Source organism: Dermacoccus sp. Tok2021, assembly GCF_019895135.1.
GTDB lineage: Bacteria > Actinomycetota > Actinomycetes > Actinomycetales > Dermatophilaceae > Dermacoccus > Dermacoccus abyssi.
The window spans coordinates 173,890-194,782 of sequence record NZ_JAGTHU010000001.1; the positions used below are offsets into that span (position 1 = coordinate 173,890).

The 20,893-nt window shown below is 68.4% G+C and carries 20 protein-coding genes and 1 riboswitch; of the genes, 18 read left to right on the top strand and 2 right to left on the bottom strand.

What is annotated here, in order from left to right; translation table 11 throughout:
- Nucleotides 1–23: 23 nt before the first annotated feature.
- The 3 genes from argG (at nt 24) to thrS (ending at nt 4,717) form a co-directional block, all read left to right on the top strand.
- Entirely contained in the window at nt 24–1,442 is a 1,419-nt protein-coding gene (gene argG / locus K9D12_RS00795; protein ID WP_129663699.1) for an argininosuccinate synthase, read from the top strand.
- A gap of 133 nt (nt 1,443–1,575) precedes the next feature.
- Nucleotides 1,576–2,601 (top strand): serine/threonine-protein kinase, encoded by a 1,026-nt coding sequence (locus K9D12_RS00800; RefSeq protein ID WP_052946975.1) that lies wholly within the window; start codon nt 1,576–1,578, stop codon nt 2,599–2,601.
- Nucleotides 2,602–2,701: 100 nt separating this feature from the next.
- Entirely contained in the window at nt 2,702–4,717 is a 2,016-nt protein-coding gene (gene thrS / locus K9D12_RS00805; RefSeq protein ID WP_129663698.1) for a threonine--tRNA ligase, read from the top strand.
- Nucleotides 4,718–4,787: 70 nt separating this feature from the next.
- On the opposite strand, the gene K9D12_RS00810 is transcribed toward thrS, so the two are convergent.
- On the bottom strand, nt 4,788–6,113 hold the full coding sequence (locus K9D12_RS00810) for a bifunctional o-acetylhomoserine/o-acetylserine sulfhydrylase (RefSeq protein WP_129663696.1): 1,326 nt from the start codon (nt 6,111–6,113) through the stop codon (nt 4,788–4,790).
- A gap of 65 nt (nt 6,114–6,178) precedes the next feature.
- Nucleotides 6,179–6,294, bottom strand: a riboswitch (SAM riboswitch).
- A 113-nt stretch (nt 6,295–6,407) separates the two neighbouring features.
- Between K9D12_RS00810 and K9D12_RS00815 the strand changes: the two genes are divergently transcribed.
- From K9D12_RS00815 to K9D12_RS00845, 7 genes are all read left to right on the top strand, one after another.
- Nucleotides 6,408–6,887, top strand: coding sequence for a GNAT family N-acetyltransferase (locus tag K9D12_RS00815; protein ID WP_129663694.1), 480 nt, complete (start codon nt 6,408–6,410; stop codon nt 6,885–6,887).
- On the top strand, nt 6,884–7,270 hold the full coding sequence (locus K9D12_RS00820) for a hypothetical protein (protein WP_047311559.1): 387 nt from the start codon (nt 6,884–6,886) through the stop codon (nt 7,268–7,270). The genes K9D12_RS00815 and K9D12_RS00820 overlap by 4 nt, the downstream gene beginning before the upstream one ends.
- Nucleotides 7,271–7,302: 32 nt before the next feature.
- A complete protein-coding gene (locus tag K9D12_RS00825; protein WP_047311560.1) occupies nt 7,303–7,872 on the top strand; it encodes an HIT domain-containing protein in 570 nt (189 codons plus the stop codon).
- Between the two features lie 110 nt (nt 7,873–7,982).
- Complete coding sequence (gene pgsA / locus K9D12_RS00830; RefSeq protein ID WP_129663692.1) at nt 7,983–8,606, top strand: phosphatidylinositol phosphate synthase; 624 nt, start codon at nt 7,983–7,985, stop codon at nt 8,604–8,606.
- On the top strand, nt 8,606–9,562 hold the full coding sequence (locus tag K9D12_RS00835) for a phosphatidylinositol mannoside acyltransferase (protein ID WP_129663690.1): 957 nt from the start codon (nt 8,606–8,608) through the stop codon (nt 9,560–9,562). Before pgsA ends, K9D12_RS00835 begins: the two co-directional genes overlap by 1 nt.
- A 4-nt stretch (nt 9,563–9,566) precedes the next feature.
- Nucleotides 9,567–10,718 (top strand): glycosyltransferase family 4 protein, encoded by a 1,152-nt coding sequence (locus tag K9D12_RS00840; RefSeq protein ID WP_223059235.1) that lies wholly within the window; start codon nt 9,567–9,569, stop codon nt 10,716–10,718.
- Nucleotides 10,719–10,720: 2 nt separating this feature from the next.
- On the top strand, nt 10,721–11,299 hold the full coding sequence (locus K9D12_RS00845; protein WP_165357867.1) for a hypothetical protein: 579 nt from the start codon (nt 10,721–10,723) through the stop codon (nt 11,297–11,299).
- Between the two features lie 217 nt (nt 11,300–11,516).
- Here the strand turns inward: K9D12_RS00845 and K9D12_RS00850 are convergent, their stop codons facing one another.
- Nucleotides 11,517–13,454 carry a potassium transporter Kup gene (locus K9D12_RS00850; RefSeq protein WP_129663686.1) on the bottom strand — a complete coding sequence of 646 codons (1,938 nt, stop codon included), beginning with the start codon at nt 13,452–13,454 and terminating at the stop codon, nt 11,517–11,519.
- A 207-nt stretch (nt 13,455–13,661) separates the two neighbouring features.
- Between K9D12_RS00850 and K9D12_RS00855 the strand changes: the two genes are divergently transcribed.
- From K9D12_RS00855 to K9D12_RS00890, 8 genes are all read left to right on the top strand, one after another.
- Nucleotides 13,662–14,435 carry a YebC/PmpR family DNA-binding transcriptional regulator gene (locus K9D12_RS00855; protein ID WP_047311566.1) on the top strand — a complete coding sequence of 258 codons (774 nt, stop codon included), beginning with the start codon at nt 13,662–13,664 and terminating at the stop codon, nt 14,433–14,435.
- 173 nt (nt 14,436–14,608) lie between these two features.
- Nucleotides 14,609–15,256 (top strand): crossover junction endodeoxyribonuclease RuvC, encoded by a 648-nt coding sequence (gene ruvC, locus K9D12_RS00860; protein ID WP_129663684.1) that lies wholly within the window; start codon nt 14,609–14,611, stop codon nt 15,254–15,256.
- A complete protein-coding gene (ruvA, locus tag K9D12_RS00865) occupies nt 15,253–15,858 on the top strand; it encodes a Holliday junction branch migration protein RuvA (protein ID WP_129663682.1) in 606 nt (201 codons plus the stop codon). The genes ruvC and ruvA overlap by 4 nt, the downstream gene beginning before the upstream one ends.
- Nucleotides 15,855–16,949, top strand: a complete 1,095-nt coding sequence (gene ruvB, locus K9D12_RS00870) for a Holliday junction branch migration DNA helicase RuvB (protein WP_225910755.1) — start codon at nt 15,855–15,857, stop codon at nt 16,947–16,949. Before ruvA ends, ruvB begins: the two co-directional genes overlap by 4 nt.
- A 75-nt stretch (nt 16,950–17,024) precedes the next feature.
- On the top strand, nt 17,025–17,381 hold the full coding sequence (gene yajC / locus K9D12_RS00875; RefSeq protein ID WP_129663680.1) for a preprotein translocase subunit YajC: 357 nt from the start codon (nt 17,025–17,027) through the stop codon (nt 17,379–17,381).
- Nucleotides 17,378–19,207, top strand: coding sequence for a protein translocase subunit SecD (gene secD / locus K9D12_RS00880; RefSeq protein ID WP_129663678.1), 1,830 nt, complete (start codon nt 17,378–17,380; stop codon nt 19,205–19,207). Before yajC ends, secD begins: the two co-directional genes overlap by 4 nt.
- Nucleotides 19,207–20,343, top strand: a complete 1,137-nt coding sequence (gene secF / locus K9D12_RS00885) for a protein translocase subunit SecF (protein WP_129663676.1) — start codon at nt 19,207–19,209, stop codon at nt 20,341–20,343. Before secD ends, secF begins: the two co-directional genes overlap by 1 nt.
- Entirely contained in the window at nt 20,343–20,882 is a 540-nt protein-coding gene (locus K9D12_RS00890; protein ID WP_047311573.1) for an adenine phosphoribosyltransferase, read from the top strand. The genes secF and K9D12_RS00890 overlap by 1 nt, the downstream gene beginning before the upstream one ends.
- Nucleotides 20,883–20,893: the final 11 nt, after the last annotated feature.

A 20,893-nucleotide genomic window follows, 5' to 3' on the forward strand; every position in this document is an offset into this window, starting at 1 on the left:
ATTGGGCCGATAGAGTCGGCGGCATGTCCAAGGTTCTGACTTCACTGCCGACCGGCGAGCGCGTCGGCATCGCGTTCTCCGGTGGCCTCGACACGTCCGTCGCTGTGGCGTGGATGCGCGACAAGGGCGCCGTTCCCTGCACCTACACGGCCGACCTCGGCCAGTACGACGAGGACGACATCGAGGGCATCCCCGGCCGCGCCGGGCAGTACGGTGCCGAGCTGTCGCGTCTCGTCGACTGCAAGAAGGCCCTCGTCGAGGAGGGTCTTGCCGCCATCGCGTGCGGTGCCTTCCACATCCGCTCGGGCGGTCGCACCTACTTCAACACGACGCCGCTGGGCCGCGCCGTGACGGGCACGCTCCTCGTGCGCGCCATGCAGGAGGACGGCGTCTCCATCTGGGGTGACGGCTCCACCTTCAAGGGCAACGACATCGAGCGTTTCTACCGCTACGGTCTGCTCGCGAACCCGGGGCTGCGCATCTACAAGCCGTGGCTGGACGCCGACTTCGTCACCGAGCTCGGTGGCCGTCAGGAGATGTCCGAGTGGCTCACCGAGCACGGTCTGCCCTACCGCGACTCGGCCGAGAAGGCCTACTCCACGGACGCCAACATCCTCGGCGCCACGCATGAGGCCAAGACCCTCGAGCACCTCGACGAGTCGATGGAGATCGTCTCGCCGATCATGGGTGTGGCCCACTGGGATCCGTCCGTCGAGATCGAGACCGAGGACGTCACCGTTCGCTTCGAACGCGGCCTGCCCGTCGCCATCAACGGCGACGACTTCGGCGGCGACGTCGTCGCGCTGTTCCAGGAAGCCAACGCCGTCGGTGGTCGTCATGGCCTCGGTATGAGCGACCAGATCGAGAACCGCATCATCGAGGCCAAGTCGCGCGGCATCTACGAAGCCCCCGGCATGGCGCTCATCTTCACGGCCTTCGAGCGACTGCTCAACGCCGTGCACAACGAGGACACCATCGCTGCGTACCACAACGACGGTCGTCGCCTCGGCCGCCTGCTCTACGAAGGCCGTTGGTTCGACCCGCAGTCGCTCATGATCCGCGAGGGTCTGCTGCGCTGGGTCGCCACCGCCGTCACCGGTGAGGTGACGCTGCGCCTGCGTCGCGGTGAGGACTACTCCATCGTCAACACCGTCGGCGAGAACTTCAGCTACCACCCGGAGAAGCTGTCGATGGAGCGCACCGAGAACGCGGCGTTCGGTCCCGTCGACCGCATCGGTCAGCTCACGATGCGCAACCTCGACATCGCCGACACCCGCGAGAAGCTCGAGTTCTACGCCGCCTCGGGCGGCCTGGGCCGCGCGCAGACCGACCTCGTCGGCCAGCTCGAGCCGGGCGGCGCGAAGCAGATCGCGTCCAACCCCAATGCGCACGCCGAGGCGATCGCCCTCGACGAAGCGGCGATGGAGTTCGGAACCGACTGACCCGCGAACGAGTCGAAGCGAACGCCGGGTCACCCGCAAGTAGGGGGTGACCCGGCGTTTGGCGCGTACACGCGAGGCGAAGCAGGACGAGACCGTAAGGTTGGCCTCGCCGCGAGAAAGGGGAGGTGTCCGCGTGCAACACCTAGGACCGTACGAACTGCTCGACGTCATCGGGCAGGGCGGCATGGGGCGTGTCTGGCGGGCCCGCGACACGCGCTACGACCGTGTCGTCGCGCTCAAGGTGATTGCCGACCAGGAGGCCGACGAGGCCGACTACCTCAAGCTCTTCCGCCGCGAGGCCGACCTCGTGGGGCGTATGAACTCACCGCACATCGTGCCGATCCACAACTACGGCGAGATCGACGACCAGGCCTACCTCGACATGCGTTACGTCGACGGGCACTCCCTCTCGGGCGTCGTGCGGCAGTTCGGGCCGGCATCGCTCGGTACGGCCATCGAGATCGTCGAGCAGGCTGCCTCGGCCCTCGACGACGCGCACGCCGCGGGCGTCGTCCACCGCGATGTGAAGCCCGCCAACCTCCTCGTCGACCGCAAGGGATTCGTCTACCTCGCCGACTTCGGCATCGCCGTCGTCGACCGGCACAAGGTGGCGGCCGGCTCGCAGATTCTCGGGTCGTGGGCCTACATGGCGCCCGAGCGCTTCACCGCATCATCCGAGGACGGGCCCGCGGTGGACGTCTACGCCCTCGGCTGCGTCCTCTACTACGCGCTCACGGGTGAACCGCCCTTCGCTGGGCGGGAACTGGAGGAGCTGCGCCAGGCCCACCGCCACGCGAAGGCCCCGTCGCTCGTCGGACGCGTCGACGGGGTGACGCCGCGCGTGGACGCCGCTATTCGGTGGGCGCTGCGCAAGGACCCTGCCGAGCGTCCGCCGTCGGCGGGCGAGTGGATCGCCGCTATCAAGAAGGAACGCCGTCGTGCTGCGGCCGGCGGCTCCGGACGCCCCGCACCGGCGCCGTCGCGACCCAGTGCCCCGCCGCGCGCGCATCAGGCGTCCCCTGCACGTGTCGCCAGCGCCAGACCGGCGCCGCGTCCCGCGCCGAGCGGCGGTGGCATGTCGACGTTCCTCGTCGCGGTCCTCGTCGTCCTGGTCCTCGTGGCGAGCGGCCTCGCCGCCGTCATCGTCAACAGCCTCTGATCGCGCGGCAAACCGGCTCGCCCGGCACTTCGGGGAGCCGGTAACCTTGCATCGGGTCGGCGCAGGTGCGCCCCCATCCCGACTTCCAAGGAGACCTCCCGTGTCCGAACAGATCACCCTGACCGTCGCCGGTGACCAGCGCGAGGTGGAGGTCGGGACGACGGGCACGGACCTGTTCGGCGACGACAAGGCCGTCCTCGTCATGCGGGTCGACGGCGACCTGTGGGATCTGCACCGCGAGGTGCCGGCCGGCGCCGTCGTCGAGCCCGTCACGGCACAGGAGCCCGAGGGCCTCGCCGTGCTGCGTCACTCTGCCGCACACGTGCTCGCCCAGGCCGTGCAGCAGGCCAACCCCGACGCCAAGCTCGGCATCGGTCCGCCCATCACCGACGGGTTCTACTACGACTTCGACGTCGCCGAGGCGTTCACCCCCGACGACCTCAAGAAGCTCGAGAAGGCGATGCTCAAGATCGTCAACGAGGGCCAGACCTTCCGTCGTCGCGTCATCACCGACGCCGAGGGCCTCGAGGAGCTCAAGGACGAGCCGTACAAGTGCGAGCTCATCGGCCTCAAGGGCAACGCGGCCGATGCCGCCGAGGGCGCCGAGGCCGAGGTCGGCGGCGGTGAACTGACGATCTACGACAACGTCCGTCGTGACGGCAGCGTCGCCTGGGGCGACCTGTGCCGCGGCCCGCATGTGCCGTCGACGAAGGTGCTCGGCAACGCCTTCAAGCTGATGCGTTCGGCTGCGGCCTACTGGCGCGGCAGCGAGAAGAACCCGCAGCTGCAGCGCGTCTACGGCACCGCGTGGCCCACGAAGGACGAGCTCAAGGCCTACCTCGAGCGCCTCGCCGAGGCCGAGAAGCGTGACCACCGCAAGCTCGGCGCGGAGATGGACCTGTTCAGCTTCCCCGAAAACATCGGCCCCGGCCTGCCCGTGTTCCACCCGAAGGGCGGCATCATCAAGCGGGAGATGGAGGACTACGTCCGCCGTCGCCACATCGAAGAGGGCTTCAGCTACGTCGGCACGCCGCACGTGTCGAAGGAAGACCTCTTCTACACCTCGGGTCACCTGCCCTACTACGCCGACGGCATGTTCCCGCCGCTGGACCTCGACGGGCAGAAGTACCGCCTCAAGGCGATGAACTGCCCGATGCACAACGAGATCTTCCGTTCGCGCGGACGCTCCTACCGTGAGCTGCCGCTGCGCTTCTTCGAGTTCGGCACGGTCTACCGCGACGAGAAGTCCGGCGTTCTCTCGGGCCTCACGCGCGTGCGCATGATCACCCAGGACGACTCCCACTCCTACGTGACGCCGGAGCAGGCGCCGGGCGAGATCAAGCACCTGCTCGACTTCATCCTCGGGCTGCTGCGTGACTTCGGGCTGAACGACTTCTACCTCGAGCTGTCGACGCGTGACGAGGCCGGCGACAAGAAGGACAAGTTCATCGGCACCGACGAGCAGTGGGAGGTCGCGACGCAGGTGCTCGCCGACGTCGCGAACGCCTCGGGCCTCGAGCTCGTGCCCGACCCGGGCGGCGCAGCCTTCTACGGCCCGAAGATCTCCGTGCAGGCACGTGACGCCATCGGCCGTACGTGGCAGATGTCGACGATCCAGTACGACTTCAACATGCCCGAGCGCTTCGGCCTCGAGTTCCAGGCTCAGGACGGCACGCGTCAGCAGCCGGTCATGATCCACTCGGCGAAGTTCGGTTCGATCGAGCGCTTCCTTGGTGTGCTCGTCGAGCATTACGCGGGGCAGTTCCCGGCGTGGCTCGCACCGGTTCAGGTGCTCGGGGTTCCGGTCGCGGAGGAGTACTACGACTACCTCGGCGAGGTGGGCGAGAAGCTGCGTCGGGCCGGCGTACGCGTCGAGATCGACACGAGCGACGACCGCTTCCCGAAGAAGATCCGCAACGCCTCGAAGTCGAAAGCGCCGTTCATCCTCATCGCCGGCGAGGAGGACCGCGACAACGGAGCCGTGAGCTTCCGTTACCGCGACGGCTCGCAGAAGAACGGCGTGCCGGTCGACGAGGCCGTGGCCGAGATCGCCGCGTACATCGCCTCGCGCAACAACACGTCGCCCACGGCGGCCGAGGCACCTGCCGAGGCCTGATCCACATACGACGAAGCCGCCGCCCCGATTTGGGGTGGCGGCTTCGTCGTAGTCTCCGCGGTGCGGGCGATCAGGCGGAGGCAGCCTTCGCGGCTGCGAAGCCCTTGTCGAGGTCGGCGATGATGTCGTTCGCGTTCTCGATGCCGACCGACAGGCGCACGAGGCCGGGCGTGACGCCGGCGCCGCGGCGGTCGTCGTCACTGCCCTGGCTGTGCGTCGTCGTCGCCGGGTGGATGGCGAGCGAGCGGACGTCACCGATGTTGGCCACGTGCGAGTGCAGCTCGAGGGCGTCGACGAACGCCTTGCCCGCGTCGATGCCGCCGGCGATCTCGAAGGAGAACACTGCACCGGAACCGGTGGGCAGGTAGCGGTCGGCCAGCTCCTTGTACGGGCTGTCGTCCTTCGAGGCGTAGAAGACCTTTTCGACCTGCGCGTGCTCGCTCAGGTAAGCGACGACCTTCTCCGCGTTCTCCACGTGACGCTCGACGCGCAGCGACAGCGTCTCGAGGCCCTGCGCGATGAGGAAGGCGTTGAACGGCGACACGGCGGAGCCGAGGTCGCGCAGCAGTTCGACGCGCGCCTTGAGAATGAATGCGAGGTTCGCGCCGAGCGCCGAACCGACGCCGAGATCGCGGGCGAAAACGAGGCCGTGGTAGCTCTCGCTCGGCTCGTTGAACTGCGGGAACTTCTCCGGCTCCTTGGCGTAGTCGAACGTTCCGGCGTCCACGAGCACGCCGGCGATCGACGTGCCGTGGCCGCCGAGGTACTTCGTCGCCGAGTGGATGACGACGTCCGCGCCGTGCTCGATCGGGCGCAGCAGGTACGGCGTCGCGACGGTGTTGTCGACGAACAGCGGCAGGCCGGCGTCGTGGGCGACAGCGGCAACACCCGCGACGTCGAGGACCTTCTGGTCGGGGTTGCTCAGCGTCTCACCGAAGAGGAGCTTGGTGTTCGGTCGGATGGCGTTCTTCCACGCGTCGAGGTCACCGATGTCCTCGACGAAGGTGGTCTCCACACCGAGACGCTTGAGCGTGTACTTGAGCAGGTTGTACGTACCGCCGTAGAGAGCGGGCGACGCGACGACGTGGTCGCCTGCCTGCGCGACGTTGAGGATGGCGAACGTCGTCGCGGCCTGGCCGGAGGCCAGCAGCAGGGCGCCGACGCCACCCTCGAGCGCCGCGATGCGCTCCTCGACGGCCTGCGACGTCGGGTTGCCGATGCGGGTGTAGATGGGGCCGAGGTCGGACAGGCCGAAGCGGTTGGCCGCCGTCTCGGCGGAGTCGAAGACGAACGAGGTCGTCTGGTAGATCGGCAGCGCGCGCGATCCGGTGTCCCCGTCCGGCACCTGGCCGGCGTGGATCTGCTTGGTCTCGAAAGCCCAGTCCTGAGCGCTCATGACAACTCCTCGAAAGGTCGCTACCCGTGCGCGAACCTCGCACGCGGGGTGCGCCGGAAGCTCTGCTTCCGCGCTTGCCCGGGCGTATCCGACGCCGGGCCAGGTCGTCACCCGGAGCACCCCGCCGCGGTGGGAGGGTTGCCGGCCAGCAAACCGGGGTTTGACGCTGGCGCTCGTGACCTGGTCCGAGGATATCCCGGGCGGTATCGAGGGGCGGGACTCGTGTCTCACATCGTGGTTTGCCGTGCGGCGCGGGGCGTTTGCCGAAGGGTCAAGCCGTGGTTGACTGGCGCCATGACGATCACCATCGCCCGGGCCAGGCGTGACGACGCCTTCGCCTGTGCAGCGCTTCGGTTGCGCTCGGACCTCGAGGAGGGGCACCTGAATCGGGCCGGTTTCGTGACCGAGTACGCGGACGACTTCCTCTCGGCCTTCGACGAGGTACCCACGTGGATCGCCACCCGTTCCGACGGCACCGTCGTCGGCATCGTGCAGTGCGCCCTCGTCCACCGGATGCCGACGCTCGCGCGCGGCGCCAAGCCGTGGTTGTACGTCGCGTTCGTCTTCGTCGTGCCCGACGAGCGTGGCGCGGGACTCGGCGAACGCATGCTCCGCACCGTCGACGCCTGGGCGGACGCGCGCGGCGTCGAGCGGATGCTGCTCAACACGCGTCCGAAGGCGCGCCCGTTGTACGAGCGTCTCGGACTCGGTGCCCCGGAGGAGCGACACATGCACCGCGACGCACCGTTCGCGGCCACGAAGGAGCAGCGATGAGCGACATCATCTGGGCCCTCGACCAGCGCGAGCGCTGCATCGCCTGCCCGTCGAAGCCGGCGGCGAACGCCGTCGTGCTCTACCTCGGTGAGGACGGCTCGCTGCCGCGCGAGAGCGTCGGATCGCTGGCCGAACGTGGCGTCATGGCCGCGGGCGTCGTGTGGGCGGGTGTGACAGCGGAACTCACCGACGACGACTGGCTCGACCTCGAGGACGCCGCAAGCGGCCTCGGCGGACTCGCGAGCGCCGTCGCCGTCGTGGGTGAAGGCGATGCCGCAGCCGTCGCACAGAAAGTGGCAGAGCGCGTGGGCGGCCTGGCCCACGCGGGCGCTGCGAGCGACGAGCGGCTCGTGGAGAAACTCGCCGAGATCGCTCCGGTCTGACCCGGCGCGCGGGTTTCCCTAGGATGGGGCGCATGGTCACGCAGAACGAGGACTTCACTCCCGAGCACGCCGAGTCCGAGCACGACTTCGCGGGGGAGCCCGACGGGTTCGGCCGACTGTGGACGCCTCACCGCATGGCCTACATCGAGGCCGACCGCCCCTCGAGGGACGCCGGCGACGGCTGTCCGTTCTGCGCGGCGCCGGGCAAGGACGACGCCGAGGGCCTCATCGTGCACCGCGGTGAGCACTGCTTCGTCGTGATGAACCTCTTCCCGTACAACCCGGGCCACCTGCTCGTGTGCCCCTACCGTCACGTGCCGCACTACATCGACCTCACGGACGCGGAGACCGAGGAGTTCACGAAGCTGACGAAGCAGGGCATTCGCGCGCTCAAGGCGGCGTCGAACCCGGCCGGATTCAACCTCGGCATGAACCAGGGCGATGTCGCGGGCGCCGGCGTGGCTGCGCACCTGCATCAGCACATCGTGCCCCGCTGGGGTGGCGACATGAACTTCATGCCGATCGTCGGCCAGACGAAGGCTCTCCCGGTGCTTCTCGAGGACAGCCGTCAGCGCATCGCGGCGTCCTGGCCAACCGACTGACGGCCTCGACCTCGCGGGGCGTGCGGCTCGTGAACGCGGGGTGAGATGTGACTCGTCCGGCGCGGCGCGCACCTCGGCTCGACGTATCGAACCGCTACAGTTGAGTCACCATGCTGAACAAGTACGCGCGCGCCTTCTTCTCCGCGATCTTCCGCCCCCTGGCGCAGCTGCTCCTGCGCCTCGGCATCAGCCCTGACGTCGTCACGATCGTCGGCACGCTCGGTGTCTCGTTCGGCGCGCTGTGGTTCTACCCGCGCGGCGAGTTCCTCGTCGGCACGCTGTTCATCACGGCCTTCGTCTTCTCCGACATGCTCGACGGCAACATGGCCCGCCTGTCGGGTCGCTCGTCGGTGTGGGGCGCCTACCTCGACTCCACGCTCGACCGCGTCGGTGACGCCGCCATCTTCGGTGGCCTCGTGCTCTACTTCGCCGGCCAGGGCGACAACTTCCTCATGGCATGCCTCGCGCTCGCCTGTCTCGTGCTCGGTTCCGTCGTCTCGTACGCCAAGGCTCGCGCCGAGGGTCTCGGTATGGAGGCGAACGTCGGCATCGCGGAACGCGCCGACCGTCTCGTCGCGGTTCTCGTCACCACCGGCCTCACGGGCCTGTTCGACCTGCCGTACATCGTCCTGACGATCGTGCTCGCCCTGCTCGCGGTGGCCTCGTTCATCACCGTGCTGCAGCGCATGCTCATGGTGCGTCGCCAGGCGCTCGGCAAGGCTCTCGCGAACTGATGGCTCGGCCCGCTCCCTACCGCAAGCGAGCGCAGGACGCCGCCACCGTTCTCGCCTTCAAGGCCGGATGGCGTGCCGTGCGCGCCCTGCCCGAGCCGGCTGCGTACGCGCTCTTCGAGAAGATCGCGGACGTCCTTCACCGTCGCGGCGGCAAGGACGTCGAGCGGATGCGCTCGAACTACGCCCGGGTCCGCCCGGAACTCGACGCCGCAGCCCTGGACGACCTCACCCGTGAGGGCCTGCGCTCCTACTTCCGTTACTGGTGCGACGCGTTCCGCCTCCAGTCGCTCTCGCAAGACGATCTGCGCTCGCTCGTGCGCACCACCGGTGCCATCGACCAGGTGCGGGCGGACCTTGCGGCGGGGGAGTCGATCGTCCTCTACCTCGGCCACCTCGGTAACTGGGATCTCGCCGGCGCATGGTCCGCCACCGAGCTCGCGCACGTCACGACCGTTGCCGAACGTCTCGAACCCGACGAGCTCTTCCGCGCGTTCCTCGAGTTCCGTGAGGGCCTCGGCATGACGATCATCCCGTTGACGCAGGGCGTCGACGTCATGGGTCAGGTCGAGGCGGCGCTGCGGGTGCCGGGCGCCTTTGCGCCGCTGCTGTCGGACCGTGACCTCACGCAGCGTGGCGTCACCGTGAAGCTCGCCGGACACGACGCGCGGGTCGCCGCCGGGCCCGCGATTCTGGCCCGGCGCACGGGTGCTCGCCTGTACCCCGTCACGATCACCTACGACCCTCCGAGGGGTCGCGCGATGCGAGGCATCGAGATCCGCTTCCACGACCCTGTCGATGCCGGTTCGTCGCCGGACATGCGCGCCGACGTCCTCGCGGCCACGCAGCAGTGCGTCGATGCGTTGTCGACGGCGATCGTCGAGCGCACCGAGGACTGGCACATGATGCAGCGCGTCTTCGTCGACGACCTCGGCAACCGCGCGCCGCGAGGGAACTGACACGATGCGCGTCGGTCTCGTCAGCCCGTACTCGTTCGACGTGCCCGGCGGCGTGCAGCTGCACGTGCGCGACCTCGCCGAGTACCTCATCGGCGCCGGCCACGACGTGAGCGTCCTCGCGCCCGCGGACGACGAGACGCACATGCCCGACTACTTCGTCAGCGCCGGGCGTGCCGTGCCGATTCGCTACAACGGCTCCGTGGCGCGCCTCGCCTTCGGCCCACTGACGGCTGCCCGCGTCAACCGCTGGTTGGAGCGCGGTCAGTTCGACGTCCTGCACGCGCACGAGCCGGTCAGCCCCAGCGTGTCGATGCTCGCCCTGTGGGCGTATGACGGACCCGTCGTGGCGACGTTCCACACCTCCAACGTGCGTTCTCGCGCGCTGCACGCCGCGCACCCGCTGCTTCGTCCTGGCCTGGAGAAGATCACGGGCCGCATCGCGGTGTCGCAGGCAGCGCGTGAGACGGTGGCGCGTCACCTCGGTGGTGACGCGGTCGTCGTCCCGAACGGTGTGTACGTCGACCAATTTGCGCAGGCACCCCAGAACCCTGCGTGGCGCGGCACGGACGAGCGCCCGACGATCGCGTTCCTCGGGCGGATGAACGAACCGCGCAAGGGTCTCGACGTCCTCGTGCGCGCTCTGCCGCAGATCGCCCGCAGCTACCCGGGTGTGCGGCTGCTCGTCGCCGGGCCGGGGGAGCGCGACGAGGTGATCAAGGCCGTTCCCGAGCAGATGCGTGAGCGCATCGAGTTGCTCGGCATGATCTCCGACGCGGAGAAGGCGTCGCTGTTCCGCTCGGTCGACCTCTACGTCGCGCCGAACACCGGCGGTGAGAGTTTCGGCATCATCCTCGTGGAGGCATTGAGTGCCGGGGTGCCGGTTGTGGCCAGCGACCTCGAGGCGTTCGCGCGCGTGTTGGACGGTGGGCGCTGCGGCGTCCTGTTCCGCACGGGCGACGAGGGCGACCTCGCACGCCGTGTGACGGCGTTGCTCGACGACCCCCACCGCCGCGCAGACCTGGCGCGTCGGGGCGCGGAGCGCGCCCGAATCTACGACTGGAGCACCGTCGCACGCCACATCCTCACGGCCTACGAGACGGTGGCGAGCTCGCACGAGGTGAGTGAGCGGACGTTGCGCATCGCGAGGAGGTTGTAGTCGTGCAGGAGTGGACCGTTGTTGCGTTGCTCCTCGCGGGAGCGCTCGCCGTCGCGTGGTACCTGAGCTACACGGCTGCCCGGCTCGACCGTTTGCACGCACGGGTCGAGGGGTCGCTCGCGGCGCTCGACGCCCAGTTGGTGCGGCGCGCGGAGGTGGCCTTGGAACTGGCGAACGGCGCCGACCTCGATGCTGCGAGTGCGTTTCTCCTGGCGTCGGCGGCGAGTGCGTCGCTCGAGGCGTCTGAAGGCGCTCAGATCACCGCGGAGGTGCAGGAGGTGGGCGTGCCCGAGGAACGGGCGCTCATCGAGGGGGAGCTGACGGCGGCCCTCGGCGCGGTGGTCGAGGACTGGGCTCCGGCGTCGGCGGCGGGCACGCAGGTGCGGCGCCGGTTGGCTGACGCGTGTGAGCGGGTGGAGTTGGCGCACCGGTTCCACAACGAGGCGGTGACGGATGTCCGTCGGGTGCGTGCGAAGCCGGTGGTGCGGGCGTTGCACTTGGCGGGTCGCACCCACTTGCCGCGCCCGGTGGAGTTCGACGACCACGTCGAGGGCCTGACGACGACATCCGCCTGGCGCTGAGCACTCTCGCTCCTCGAAAACCCAACCCAGAAATCGCCGCCTGAAAAGCCAGGCAAGCACCCAAGCCACAACGCTCTTCAAGAACCGAACCCGGCTGGAAGCGGACGCCCCCGAAGCGCTGTCGCACCGAGCGTCGGTCCTCGCAAGCTCGGACCGGCGCTCGGTGCGACAGCGCAAGGGAAAAGACAGGCAGATCCTTTTGTAGGGCGCGAGCGCCCTACAAAAGGATCTGCGCTCCCATCATCACCGTCCGCTCCTTGGGGAGGCGGAAGTAGTCGGCGGGGACGGCGGCGTTGTGGGTCATGGCGATGAAGAGCAGTTTGCGCAGTTTGTTCATGCCGGGGCGGCCGGTGTCGAGGAGGCCGATTTCGGAGACGAAGTAGTAGGCGGTGTCGGGGTCGATGTCGACGCCTTGTTCCTTGGCGATGCGCAGTGCGGCGGGGACGTCTTGGTCGTCCTGGAAGCCGTACTTGAGGGTGAGGTGGGTGATGCGGTCGTAGTCGTTGCCGAGTTGGTCGAGGATGACGGTGTCTTGGGGGGCGACGTGGGGCACGTTGGCGCTGAGGGTGCTGACGATGAAGACGTTCTCGTGGATGACGTGGTTGAAGTTGGCGTTCTCGCGCAGGGCGAGGGGCGTCGTGTCCTTGTCGGGGTGGAGGAACACGGCGGTGCCGGGCACTTCGCGCAGGTCGCCGCTGCGGGCTGTTTCGACGAAGGTGGCGAGGGGACCTTCGATGCTCTGGCGGCGGGTGGCGACGATGGCGCGCCCCTTCTGCCAGGTGAGCATGGACATGCCGATGCCGAGTGCGATGACGACGGGTAGCCAACCGCCGTGCAGCAGTTTGGCGACGTTGGCGAGGAAGAAGATGCCTTCGAAGAGGTAGAGCGCGACGCCGAGGGTGACGATGCGCCAGGTGCGCCACTTGAGCGTGCTGTGGGCGTAGACGAGGAACAGCGTCGTCGTCATGAGGAATGTGCCGGTGACGGCGAGGCCGTAGGCGACGGCGAGTTTCTCCGAACTGCGGAAGGCGAAGAGCAGAAGCATGACGCCGATGAAGAGCACCCAGTTGACCCCGGGGATGTAGATCTGGCCCTCTTCCTCCTGGCCGGTGTGACGCACGGTCATGCGGGGCAGGTAACCGGTTCGTTCGGCCTGTCGTGCCACGGAGAACGCGCCGGAGATGACGGCCTGGGAGGCGATGACGGTGGCCATGGTCGCGAGGATGACGAGCGGTAGCTTCGCCCATTCGGGGGCGAGGAGGAAGAACGGGTTCGCGATCTTGTCCGGGTTGGTGAGGATGAGCGAGCCCTGGCCCATGTAGTTGAGGACGAGCGAGGGGAACACGAGGAGGAACCAGGCTCGGGTGATGGGGGCGCGCCCGAAGTGACCCATGTCGGCGTAGAGGGCCTCGGCGCCGGTGACGCACAGGACGATCGAGCCCGCGGCGATGAACGCGATGAAGGGATGCTCGACGACGAACAGCGTGGCGTAGTTCGGCAGGAACGCCTTGAGGATGTGCGGGTCGCGCACGATCTGGCCGATGCCGAGGGCGGCGATGGTGACGAACCACAGGATCATGATGGGGCCGAAGAACTTGCCGACGACCTCGGTGCCCTTGCGCTGCACGAGGAACAGGATCGTGATGATGACGGCGCCGATCGGTACGACGTACCGGTTGAGTCCGGGCCGCACGACTTCGAGGCCTTCGACGGCCGACATGACGGAGATGGCGGGGGTGATCACGCTGTCGCCGAAGAACAGCGATGCTCCGATGACGCCGAGAAGCATGACGACGCTCCAGCGCTTGCCGCCCTTGGGCACTCCCTGGCGCACGAGCGCCGCGAGCGCCATGATGCCGCCCTCGCCGTCGTTGTCGGCGCGGAGCACGAAGAGCACGTACTTGATCGTCACGATGATGGTGAGCGACCAGAACATCCAGGAGATCGTTCCGTAGATGTCTGCCTCGTTGGCGATGACGGCGTTGTGGCTGGCGTTGAACACGCTCTGCACGGAGTACAGGGGGCTCGTGCCGATGTCGCCGAAGACGACACCGAGCGCGCCGAGCACGAGCGCGCCGGCACCCTTCTTCCGGTGCCCGCCGGCCCGCTCGTCAGTTTCCGCAGTGACCGACGCGGACCCGTTCGAAGATGTCACGTCCGAAAGTATGAACCTGCAGTGCCGTGTCGCGGCAACTGTGGTTCACCTGAGCAGATGTGAGGCGAGGAGCGCACCCCGTTAGACTGCCGACAGATCTGACGGGTGGGCGCGCGTGTCGTCGTGAGCCGCCCCGCGGGCCTTCGGCGAAGGAGCACCGCGACAGAACCCCAGAGGAACGGCACGACGGACCAGCGAGAGGGAGACATGAGCGGCCACTCCAAATGGGCGACGACGAAGCACAAGAAGGCTGCGATCGACGCCAAGCGCGGCAAGCTGTTCGCCAAGCTCATCAAGAACATCGAGGTTGCGGCCCGTTCCGGTGGTGGCGACCCGGCCGGTAACCCGACGCTGTACGACGCCATCCAGAAGGCGAAGAAGTCGTCGGTCCCTAACGACAACATCGACCGGGCCGTCAAGCGCGGTTCGGGCGCAGAGGCCGGTGGAGCCGAGTACCAGGCCCTCATGTACGAGGGTTATGCCCCTGGCGGCGTCGCCGTGCTCATCGAGTGCCTGACGGACAACAAGAACCGCGCCGTCGCCGAGGTTCGCACCGCTCTGCAGAAGAACGGCGGCTCGATGGCCGACTCCGGTTCGGTCGCCTACCTGTTCAACCGCAAGGGCGTCGTCATCGTGCCCAAGGACCAGGGAGACAAGGACGACGCGACGGAGGACGGCGTCCTCGAGATCGTCCTCGAGGCCGGTGCCGAGGAGGTCAACGACCTCGGTGAGTCCTTCGAGATCGTCTCCGAAGCGGGCGACTTCGTGGGTGTGCGTGAGGCGCTCCAGTCGGCCGGTATCGACTACGACTCCGCCGAGGCCTCGTGGATGCCGTCGATGGAGGTTCCCCTCGACAAGGACGGCGCGAAGAAGATGTTCCGTGTCATCGAGGCACTCGAGGACAGCGACGACGTGCAGAACGTCTTCGCCAACGGTCAGGTCTCGGACGAGGTTCTCGCCGAACTCGACGCCGAGGACTGATCGGCAAGCACGTCACCAGCGGAAGGCGGCTCGACCCTCGGCGGGTCGGGTCGCCTTCGGCGTGTGCGACGGTAGAGTGATCGGGTGCGAACAGGTGTTCGCATCGACTCATCGTCTTGTCATCTTGTTGGTCAGGTGCCGGGGCGGTCCCGTCAGCGGAAGGAGCGTTGCGCATGCGTGTGCTCGCCGTTGACCCCGGTCTGACGCGCTGCGGCGTCGGAGTGGTTCAGGGCGCTCCCGGCGGTCGCCTGCAGATCGTCACGGTCGGCGTGATCCGCACCGGTGCGGACACCCCACTGCACGAGCGTCTTCACGAGTTGCAGGTGGAACTCGAGGCCGTCTTCGAACGCACCAGGCCGGACGCCGTCGCCGTCGAGCGCATGTTCGCCCGAAACGACGTCTCGACCATCATGGGCACCGCCCAGGCCTCCGCCGTTCCGATGCTCGCTGCTGCGTCGCGCGGGTTGCCGCTCGGTCTGCACACGCCGTCCGAGGTGAAGGCAGCTGTCACGGGCAACGGGCGGGCCGACAAGGCTCAGGTGACGGCCATGGTGACGCGCATCCTCGGTCTCGAGAGCGCCCCCAAGCCCGCTGACGCCGCCGACGCTCTGGCTCTTGCCATCTGTCACCACTGGCGTGGTGCGGGTGCCGCCCGTCGGGCCAACACCGACGGCGAGCGTCCGTTCGCCCCGGCGGCGGCCCAGTACCGTGCCGCAGAAGCTGCTGCGGCGCGTCGATCCCGTTCGGCGGCCAAGCAGTATCGTGAGCCGCTGCGCTCGTCCGCCTCCCGCGACGCCCCCACCCGAGGAGCCCGTCCATGATCTCCAGCCTCACCGGCGCCGTCGCAGCAGCGACGCTCGACACCGTGGTCCTCGAGGTCGGGGGAGTCGGGCTGCTCGTCCACACCACGCCTGCGACGGCCGCCTCGGCGCGCCCGGGGGAGTCGATGCGCCTGGCGACGTCGCTGGTGGTGCGTGAGGACTCGCTCACCCTCTTCGGCTTCGCCGGTGACGACGAACGCGCCCTGTTCGAGCAGGTGCAGACCGTCAGTGGTGTCGGGCCGCGCCTCGCCCTGGCGATGCTGGCCGTTCACGACCCGGCGCAGCTGTCGTCGGCCATCGCGACAGGCAACGTCACCGCCTTGACGAAGGTGCCCGGCATCGGCAAGAAGGGCGCCGAGCGCATCGTCCTCGAACTGCGCGACAAGGTCGTGCCCGTCGGTACGGGCGAAACAGAGGCCACGCCCGAGGTACCTGCCGCGACGACACCGGGTGACTCGCAGGTGGCAGAGGCGCTCGTGGGGCTCGGCTGGAGCGCCAAGCAGGCCGATGACGCCGTGGCCAAGGTCGCCAAGCTGCCCGAGGCCGACGGCGCCACGACGCCCGTCCTGTTGCGCCTGGCCCTACGGGAGCTCGGCCGATGAGTCCGGCACACTTCGAGGACCACAGCGCCGACATCTCGCCGCGCCTCGTCGACCCGCACGGTTCTGAGGACGAGCAGCAGCTCGAAGCGGCCCTGAGGCCGAAGAAGCTGGCCGACTTCCCCGGTCAGGAGCGGGTGCGTGATCAGCTCGGTCTCGTGCTCGAGGCCGCGCGCCGACGCGGTGCGCCGCCGGACCACGTCCTGCTCTCCGGCCCTCCCGGGCTCGGCAAGACGACGCTCGCCATGATCGTGGCGAGCGAGCTCGAGGCCCCTATCCGCATCACGAGCGGACCCGCCATCCAGCACGCGGGTGACCTGGCGGCCATCCTCAGCTCTCTCACCGAGGGCGAGGTGCTCTTCCTCGACGAGATCCACCGCATGGCGCGCCCGGCGGAGGAGATGCTGTACCTCGCGATGGAGGACTTCCGCGTCGACGTCATCGTCGGCAAGGGGCCGGGCGCAACGGCCATCCCGCTCGAACTGCCGCCGTTCACCGTCGTCGGCGCCACCACGCGTGCGGGGCTGCTGCCCGCGCCGCTGCGTGACCGCTTCGGCTTCACCGGCCACCTCGACTACTACAAGGCGAGCGATCTTGCTGCCATCCTCGCGCGCAACGCCGACCTGCTCGGCGTGCCCGCGACACGCGAGGGCATCGAGGAGATCGCCGGTCGCTCGCGCGGTACCCCGCGCATCGCGAACCGACTCCTGCGCCGCGTCCGTGACTACGCGCAGGTGCACGGCCGTCAGGTCGTCGACCTGGGGTCGGCCCGAGCCGCGCTCGACCTCTTCGATGTCGACGCGAGCGGCCTCGACAGGCTCGACCGTGCCGTGCTCGAGGCCCTGTGCCGCCGGTTCGGTGGTGGGCCTGTGGGCCTGTCGACACTCGCCGTCGCCGTCGGTGAGGAGCCCGACACCGTCGAGACCGTGGCTGAGCCGTACCTCGTGCGCGAGGGCTACATGATCCGCACGCCGCGAGGGCGCGCTGCGGCGCCGCTCGCGTGGAGCCACCTCGGGCTCACCCCACCGGAATCGTCCCTGGGCGGCGCGCTGTTCGACCCGGCCGAGGGTGGGGACGGGCGCTTCACCGGGTAGGGTGGTGCGGCCAGTGGTCCGGCACCTGACGTGGATGCGGACCCCGGCAGACCCGAGAACTACGTGAGGACCTTCATGCCGAACATGGTTGCCGCATCGCAGTCGGGAGGCTCCGGCTTCTCGATGCTCCTGCTGCTCCTGCCCTTCCTCCTCATTGCGCTGATGTTCTTCAGCCAGCGCAAGCGAGCCCAGGCGACCCAGAGGGCGCAGGCTGCGCTGAGCGTGGGCGACGAGGTCTGCACGACGAGTGGAATGTACGGCACGCTGCGTCGCCTCGACGACGCCACGGGTGAGGTCGAGGTGGCGCCCGGCACGGTGATCCGCTTCGACCGCCGCGCGCTGCTGCCGGCCAATGTCGACCCGGTCTCCGGTCGGGTTCAGGACGAGAACCGACGCGACGACGCCGCAGGCGCCGAGGGCGACGCACGATGAGCACGCCGACCGGCGCGCCGCACAACATCGACTCGAACCGCCCGAACCGCGCGAAGGCGAAGAAGACTCCGCCGTCCAGCCCGAAGAAGAGCCTCGCCGGCCTCCTCATCGTGTTCCTGGCTCTCATCGGCGGAATCGCGGCAACGGACAGCTGGCTGCCGAAGCTCGGTCTCGACCTCGAGGGTGGCCGTGAGGTCGTCCTCGAACCTGTCGTCACCGGCGGTTCGTCCGTCAACGAGTCGCAGGTCAAGCAGGCCGTCGACATCATCCGTAACCGCGTCGACGCGTCCGGCACCGCCGAGGCCGAGGTGACGACGCTCGGTGCGCGCAACATCGTCGTGTCGATTCCGGGCAACCCGAGCCGTCAGGTGCTCGACTCCCTGTCGCGCTCTTCGCAGCTCGACTTCCGCGCCGTCGTCGCGACGGCCCAGGGCTCGAAGCAGGGACAGTCGCCCTACCGCCTGCCCGAGGTCATCAAGAGCTCCGGCGCGAACCAGGCGACGCCCTCGGGTTCGGCATCGACCTCCCCGTCGGCGAGCTCCTCGGGTGGATCGTCGTCGCCTGCACCGTCGAGTTCCAGCTCGTCGAAGGACGTACTGCCCTCGGCCTACAAGCAGGTCGGCCCGGAGAACGCCAGCGACACCGCGTGGGGCGAGCAGAAGGTCGACGCCGCGTGGGTCAAGGCCGGCATCGCCTCGTCGAACATGACGTACAACCAGCTGCTCCAGGTCTATGCCTGCACGCCCTCCTACCAGGAGGTCGCGGCGAGCATCCCTGCGAACAAGCCGGTTGTCGTCTGTTCGAAGGAGGGCAACGAGAAGCTGCTGCTCGGACCGGTCGAGGTCAAGGGCGCCGATCTCACGGACGCGAGCAGCGGTATGGCCACGAACCAGCAGGGCAACCAGACGGGTGAGATCGCCGTCGACCTCAAGCTCAACGGTGAGGGTAAGACGGCCTTCGCCAACGTGACGCGCCGAGTGGCGCTCCTTCAGGAGCCGCGCAACCGCTTCGCCATCACGGTCGACGGTCAGTCGATCTCGGCCCCGAACGTCCGTGAGCCGCTCACGTCGGGCCAGGCCCAGATCACGGGTGGGTTCACAGCCGAGAGCGGCAAGCTGCTCGCTGACTCCCTCAAGTTCGGTGCGCTGCCGATGTCGTTCAAGGAACTCACGTCCGATCAGCTGAGCCCGGAGCTCGGCTCCGACCAGCTGACGAAGGGCATCATCGCCGGCGCCATCGGTCTCGGCCTCGTCGTCCTGTACTCGCTCTTCCAGTACCGTGCGCTCGGCCTCGTGACGGTCGCGTCCCTGCTCGTCGCAGCGGCCATGACCTACCTCGCCGTGACGCTGCTGGGTTCGGTCAACAACTTCCGTCTGTCCATGGCGGGTGTCACGGGCCTCATCGTCGCGATCGGTATCACCGCCGACTCGTTCATCGTGTACTTCGAACGCGTGAGAGACGAAGTGCGCTCGGGACGGCCACTACGAGCCGCGGTCGACACCGGTTGGGCCCGGGCCAAGCGCACGATCATCATCTCGGACGCGGTGAACTTCCTCGCGGCCGCCGTGCTGTATGTCCTGTCGGAGAGCACGGTCAAGGCCTTCGCGTTCACGCTCGGCCTCACGACGCTCATCGACCTCCTGGTCGTCATGCTGTTCACCCACCCCGTAGTGGCACTTCTCGCCCGTACGAAGTTCTTCGGTAACGGCCACCCGGCCTCGGGTCTCGACCCGGAGCGTCTCGGTGCGCGCACCGCCACGTACGCGGGTCGCGGCCGCGTGACGCTGGCCGACCGTCGCCGCGCAGCTCAGGAGGGCACCGCCTGATGGCCAGCTTCGCAACGTTCGGAAACGACCTCTACACGGGTCGTCGTCAGTTCGACTTCATCGGCAAGCGCAAGCGCTGGTACGCCCTGACCGCCGTGCTGCTCGTCCTCGCCGCAGCCGGTCTGTTCGGTCGTGGCCTCAACTTCGGCCTCGAGTTCACCGGTGGCTCCGAGATCCGCGTTCCCGGTATCTCGAACACGGCCAGCTACGACACGCGTGCTGCCGACGCCGTCACGGCGGTGACGAAGACCGAATCGAACCTGCGTGTTTCGAAGCTCGGTGAGGGCACGGTCCGCGTGCAGGCCGAGAAGCTCGGCGACGGCACCCCGGCCACCACGGAGGCCGTCAAGAACGCCCTGGCCAAGGAGTTCGACGTTCCGGCCACGAGCGCCGAGACCTCGTTCATCGGCCCTTCCTGGGGTGAAAGCGTGACGAACAAGGCCATCGTCGCCCTGTTCGTCTTCCTCGCCTTCGTGTCGGTCGTGCTCGCGCTGTACTTCCGCACGTGGAAGATGGCGGCTGCTGCGCTCATCGCCCTCATCCACGACCTGTTCTTCACCGTCGGTATCTACGCCCTTACGGGTCTCGAGGTGACGCCGGCGACGATGATCGGCTTCCTCACGATCCTCGGTTACTCGATCTACGACACCGTCGTCGTCTTCGACAAGGTGCGCGAGAACGCGTCCGAGGCCTTCGCGACGGGACGCCGCAGCTTCGACCAGGCCGCGAACTACGCCGTCAACCAGATGCTCGTGCGTTCGATCAACACCTCGGTCGTGGCCCTCCTGCCGATCGCGGCGATCCTCGTCGTCGGTGTCTTCTTCATCGGCCCGAGCACGCTGCTCGACATCGCGGTCGCCCTGTTCATCGGTGTGGCCGTCGGTACGTTCTCCTCGATCTTCATCGCGACGCCGGCGCTCACCGACCTGCGTCGCCGTGAGAAGGGCGTGCAGGAGCTGGCGCGTCGCGCCAAGGCCTACCAGAAGCGGGCCGCGGGTGACAGTGACGAGGACGCCGGCCACGGCGCCGACTCCTCGGGTGTGCTGACGAGCCGGGCTGCCTCCGGTGCAGCGAGCGGCGCTTCGGCGACGATGCGTCGTCGTGGTGCACACCCGGCTGCTCAGCGAGACGAGTGATGACGGACTACCAGCAGCGGGTGGCCGGCCTCGTCGCTCGGCACACTCGGGACGTCGCTGACTTCCCGACGCCGGGCGTGGTGTTCAAGGACATCACGCCGCTGTTCGCGAACGCCGCGGCTTTCGGTTCGGTGCTCGATCTCCTCGCGGAGCGTCACGAGGGCGGCGTCGACGTCGTCGCGGGCGTCGAGGCGCGTGGGTTCGTCATCGGGGCACCGCTGGCCCAGCGCATGGGCGTCGGATTCGTCCCGATTCGCAAGAAGGGCAAGCTGCCCGGTGAGGTCGTCGCGCAGTCGTACGACCTCGAGTACGGCTCGGCGACCATCGAGATGCACACCGACGCCGTGAAGCCGGGCGCGCGAGTGCTCGTCATCGACGACGTCCTCGCCACCGGTGGCACGGCTGTGGCGTCGTGCGAGCTCGTCGAAAAGGTCGGCGGAAGCGTCGTCGGGTTCGACGTCCTGGTCGAACTGGCCTTCCTCGACGGCCGAGCACGCCTGGAGCGTTGGCCCGTTCACACGGGCCTCGTCGTCGGCTGAGTGGCGTTTGC

Bases quoted from the DNA above. Each gene is read 5' to 3' on its own strand.
- argG (WP_129663699.1), top strand. From the start codon at position 24: ATGTCCAAGGTTCTGACTTCACTGCCGACCGGCGAGCGCGTCGGCATC.
- K9D12_RS00810 (WP_129663696.1), bottom strand. From the start codon at position 6,113: ATGAGCGCTCAGGACTGGGCTTTCGAGACCAAGCAGATCCACGCCGGC.
- K9D12_RS00815 (WP_129663694.1), top strand. From the start codon at position 6,408: ATGACGATCACCATCGCCCGGGCCAGGCGTGACGACGCCTTCGCCTGT.
- K9D12_RS00820 (WP_047311559.1), top strand. From the start codon at position 6,884: ATGAGCGACATCATCTGGGCCCTCGACCAGCGCGAGCGCTGCATCGCC.
- K9D12_RS00825 (WP_047311560.1), top strand. From the start codon at position 7,303: ATGGTCACGCAGAACGAGGACTTCACTCCCGAGCACGCCGAGTCCGAG.
- pgsA (WP_129663692.1), top strand. From the start codon at position 7,983: ATGCTGAACAAGTACGCGCGCGCCTTCTTCTCCGCGATCTTCCGCCCC.
- K9D12_RS00835 (WP_129663690.1), top strand. From the start codon at position 8,606: ATGGCTCGGCCCGCTCCCTACCGCAAGCGAGCGCAGGACGCCGCCACC.
- K9D12_RS00840 (WP_223059235.1), top strand. From the start codon at position 9,567: ATGCGCGTCGGTCTCGTCAGCCCGTACTCGTTCGACGTGCCCGGCGGC.
- K9D12_RS00855 (WP_047311566.1), top strand. From the start codon at position 13,662: ATGAGCGGCCACTCCAAATGGGCGACGACGAAGCACAAGAAGGCTGCG.
- ruvC (WP_129663684.1), top strand. From the start codon at position 14,609: ATGCGTGTGCTCGCCGTTGACCCCGGTCTGACGCGCTGCGGCGTCGGA.
- ruvA (WP_129663682.1), top strand. From the start codon at position 15,253: ATGATCTCCAGCCTCACCGGCGCCGTCGCAGCAGCGACGCTCGACACC.
- ruvB (WP_225910755.1), top strand. From the start codon at position 15,855: ATGAGTCCGGCACACTTCGAGGACCACAGCGCCGACATCTCGCCGCGC.
- yajC (WP_129663680.1), top strand. From the start codon at position 17,025: ATGCCGAACATGGTTGCCGCATCGCAGTCGGGAGGCTCCGGCTTCTCG.
- secD (WP_129663678.1), top strand. From the start codon at position 17,378: ATGAGCACGCCGACCGGCGCGCCGCACAACATCGACTCGAACCGCCCG.
- secF (WP_129663676.1), top strand. From the start codon at position 19,207: ATGGCCAGCTTCGCAACGTTCGGAAACGACCTCTACACGGGTCGTCGT.
- K9D12_RS00890 (WP_047311573.1), top strand. From the start codon at position 20,343: ATGACGGACTACCAGCAGCGGGTGGCCGGCCTCGTCGCTCGGCACACT.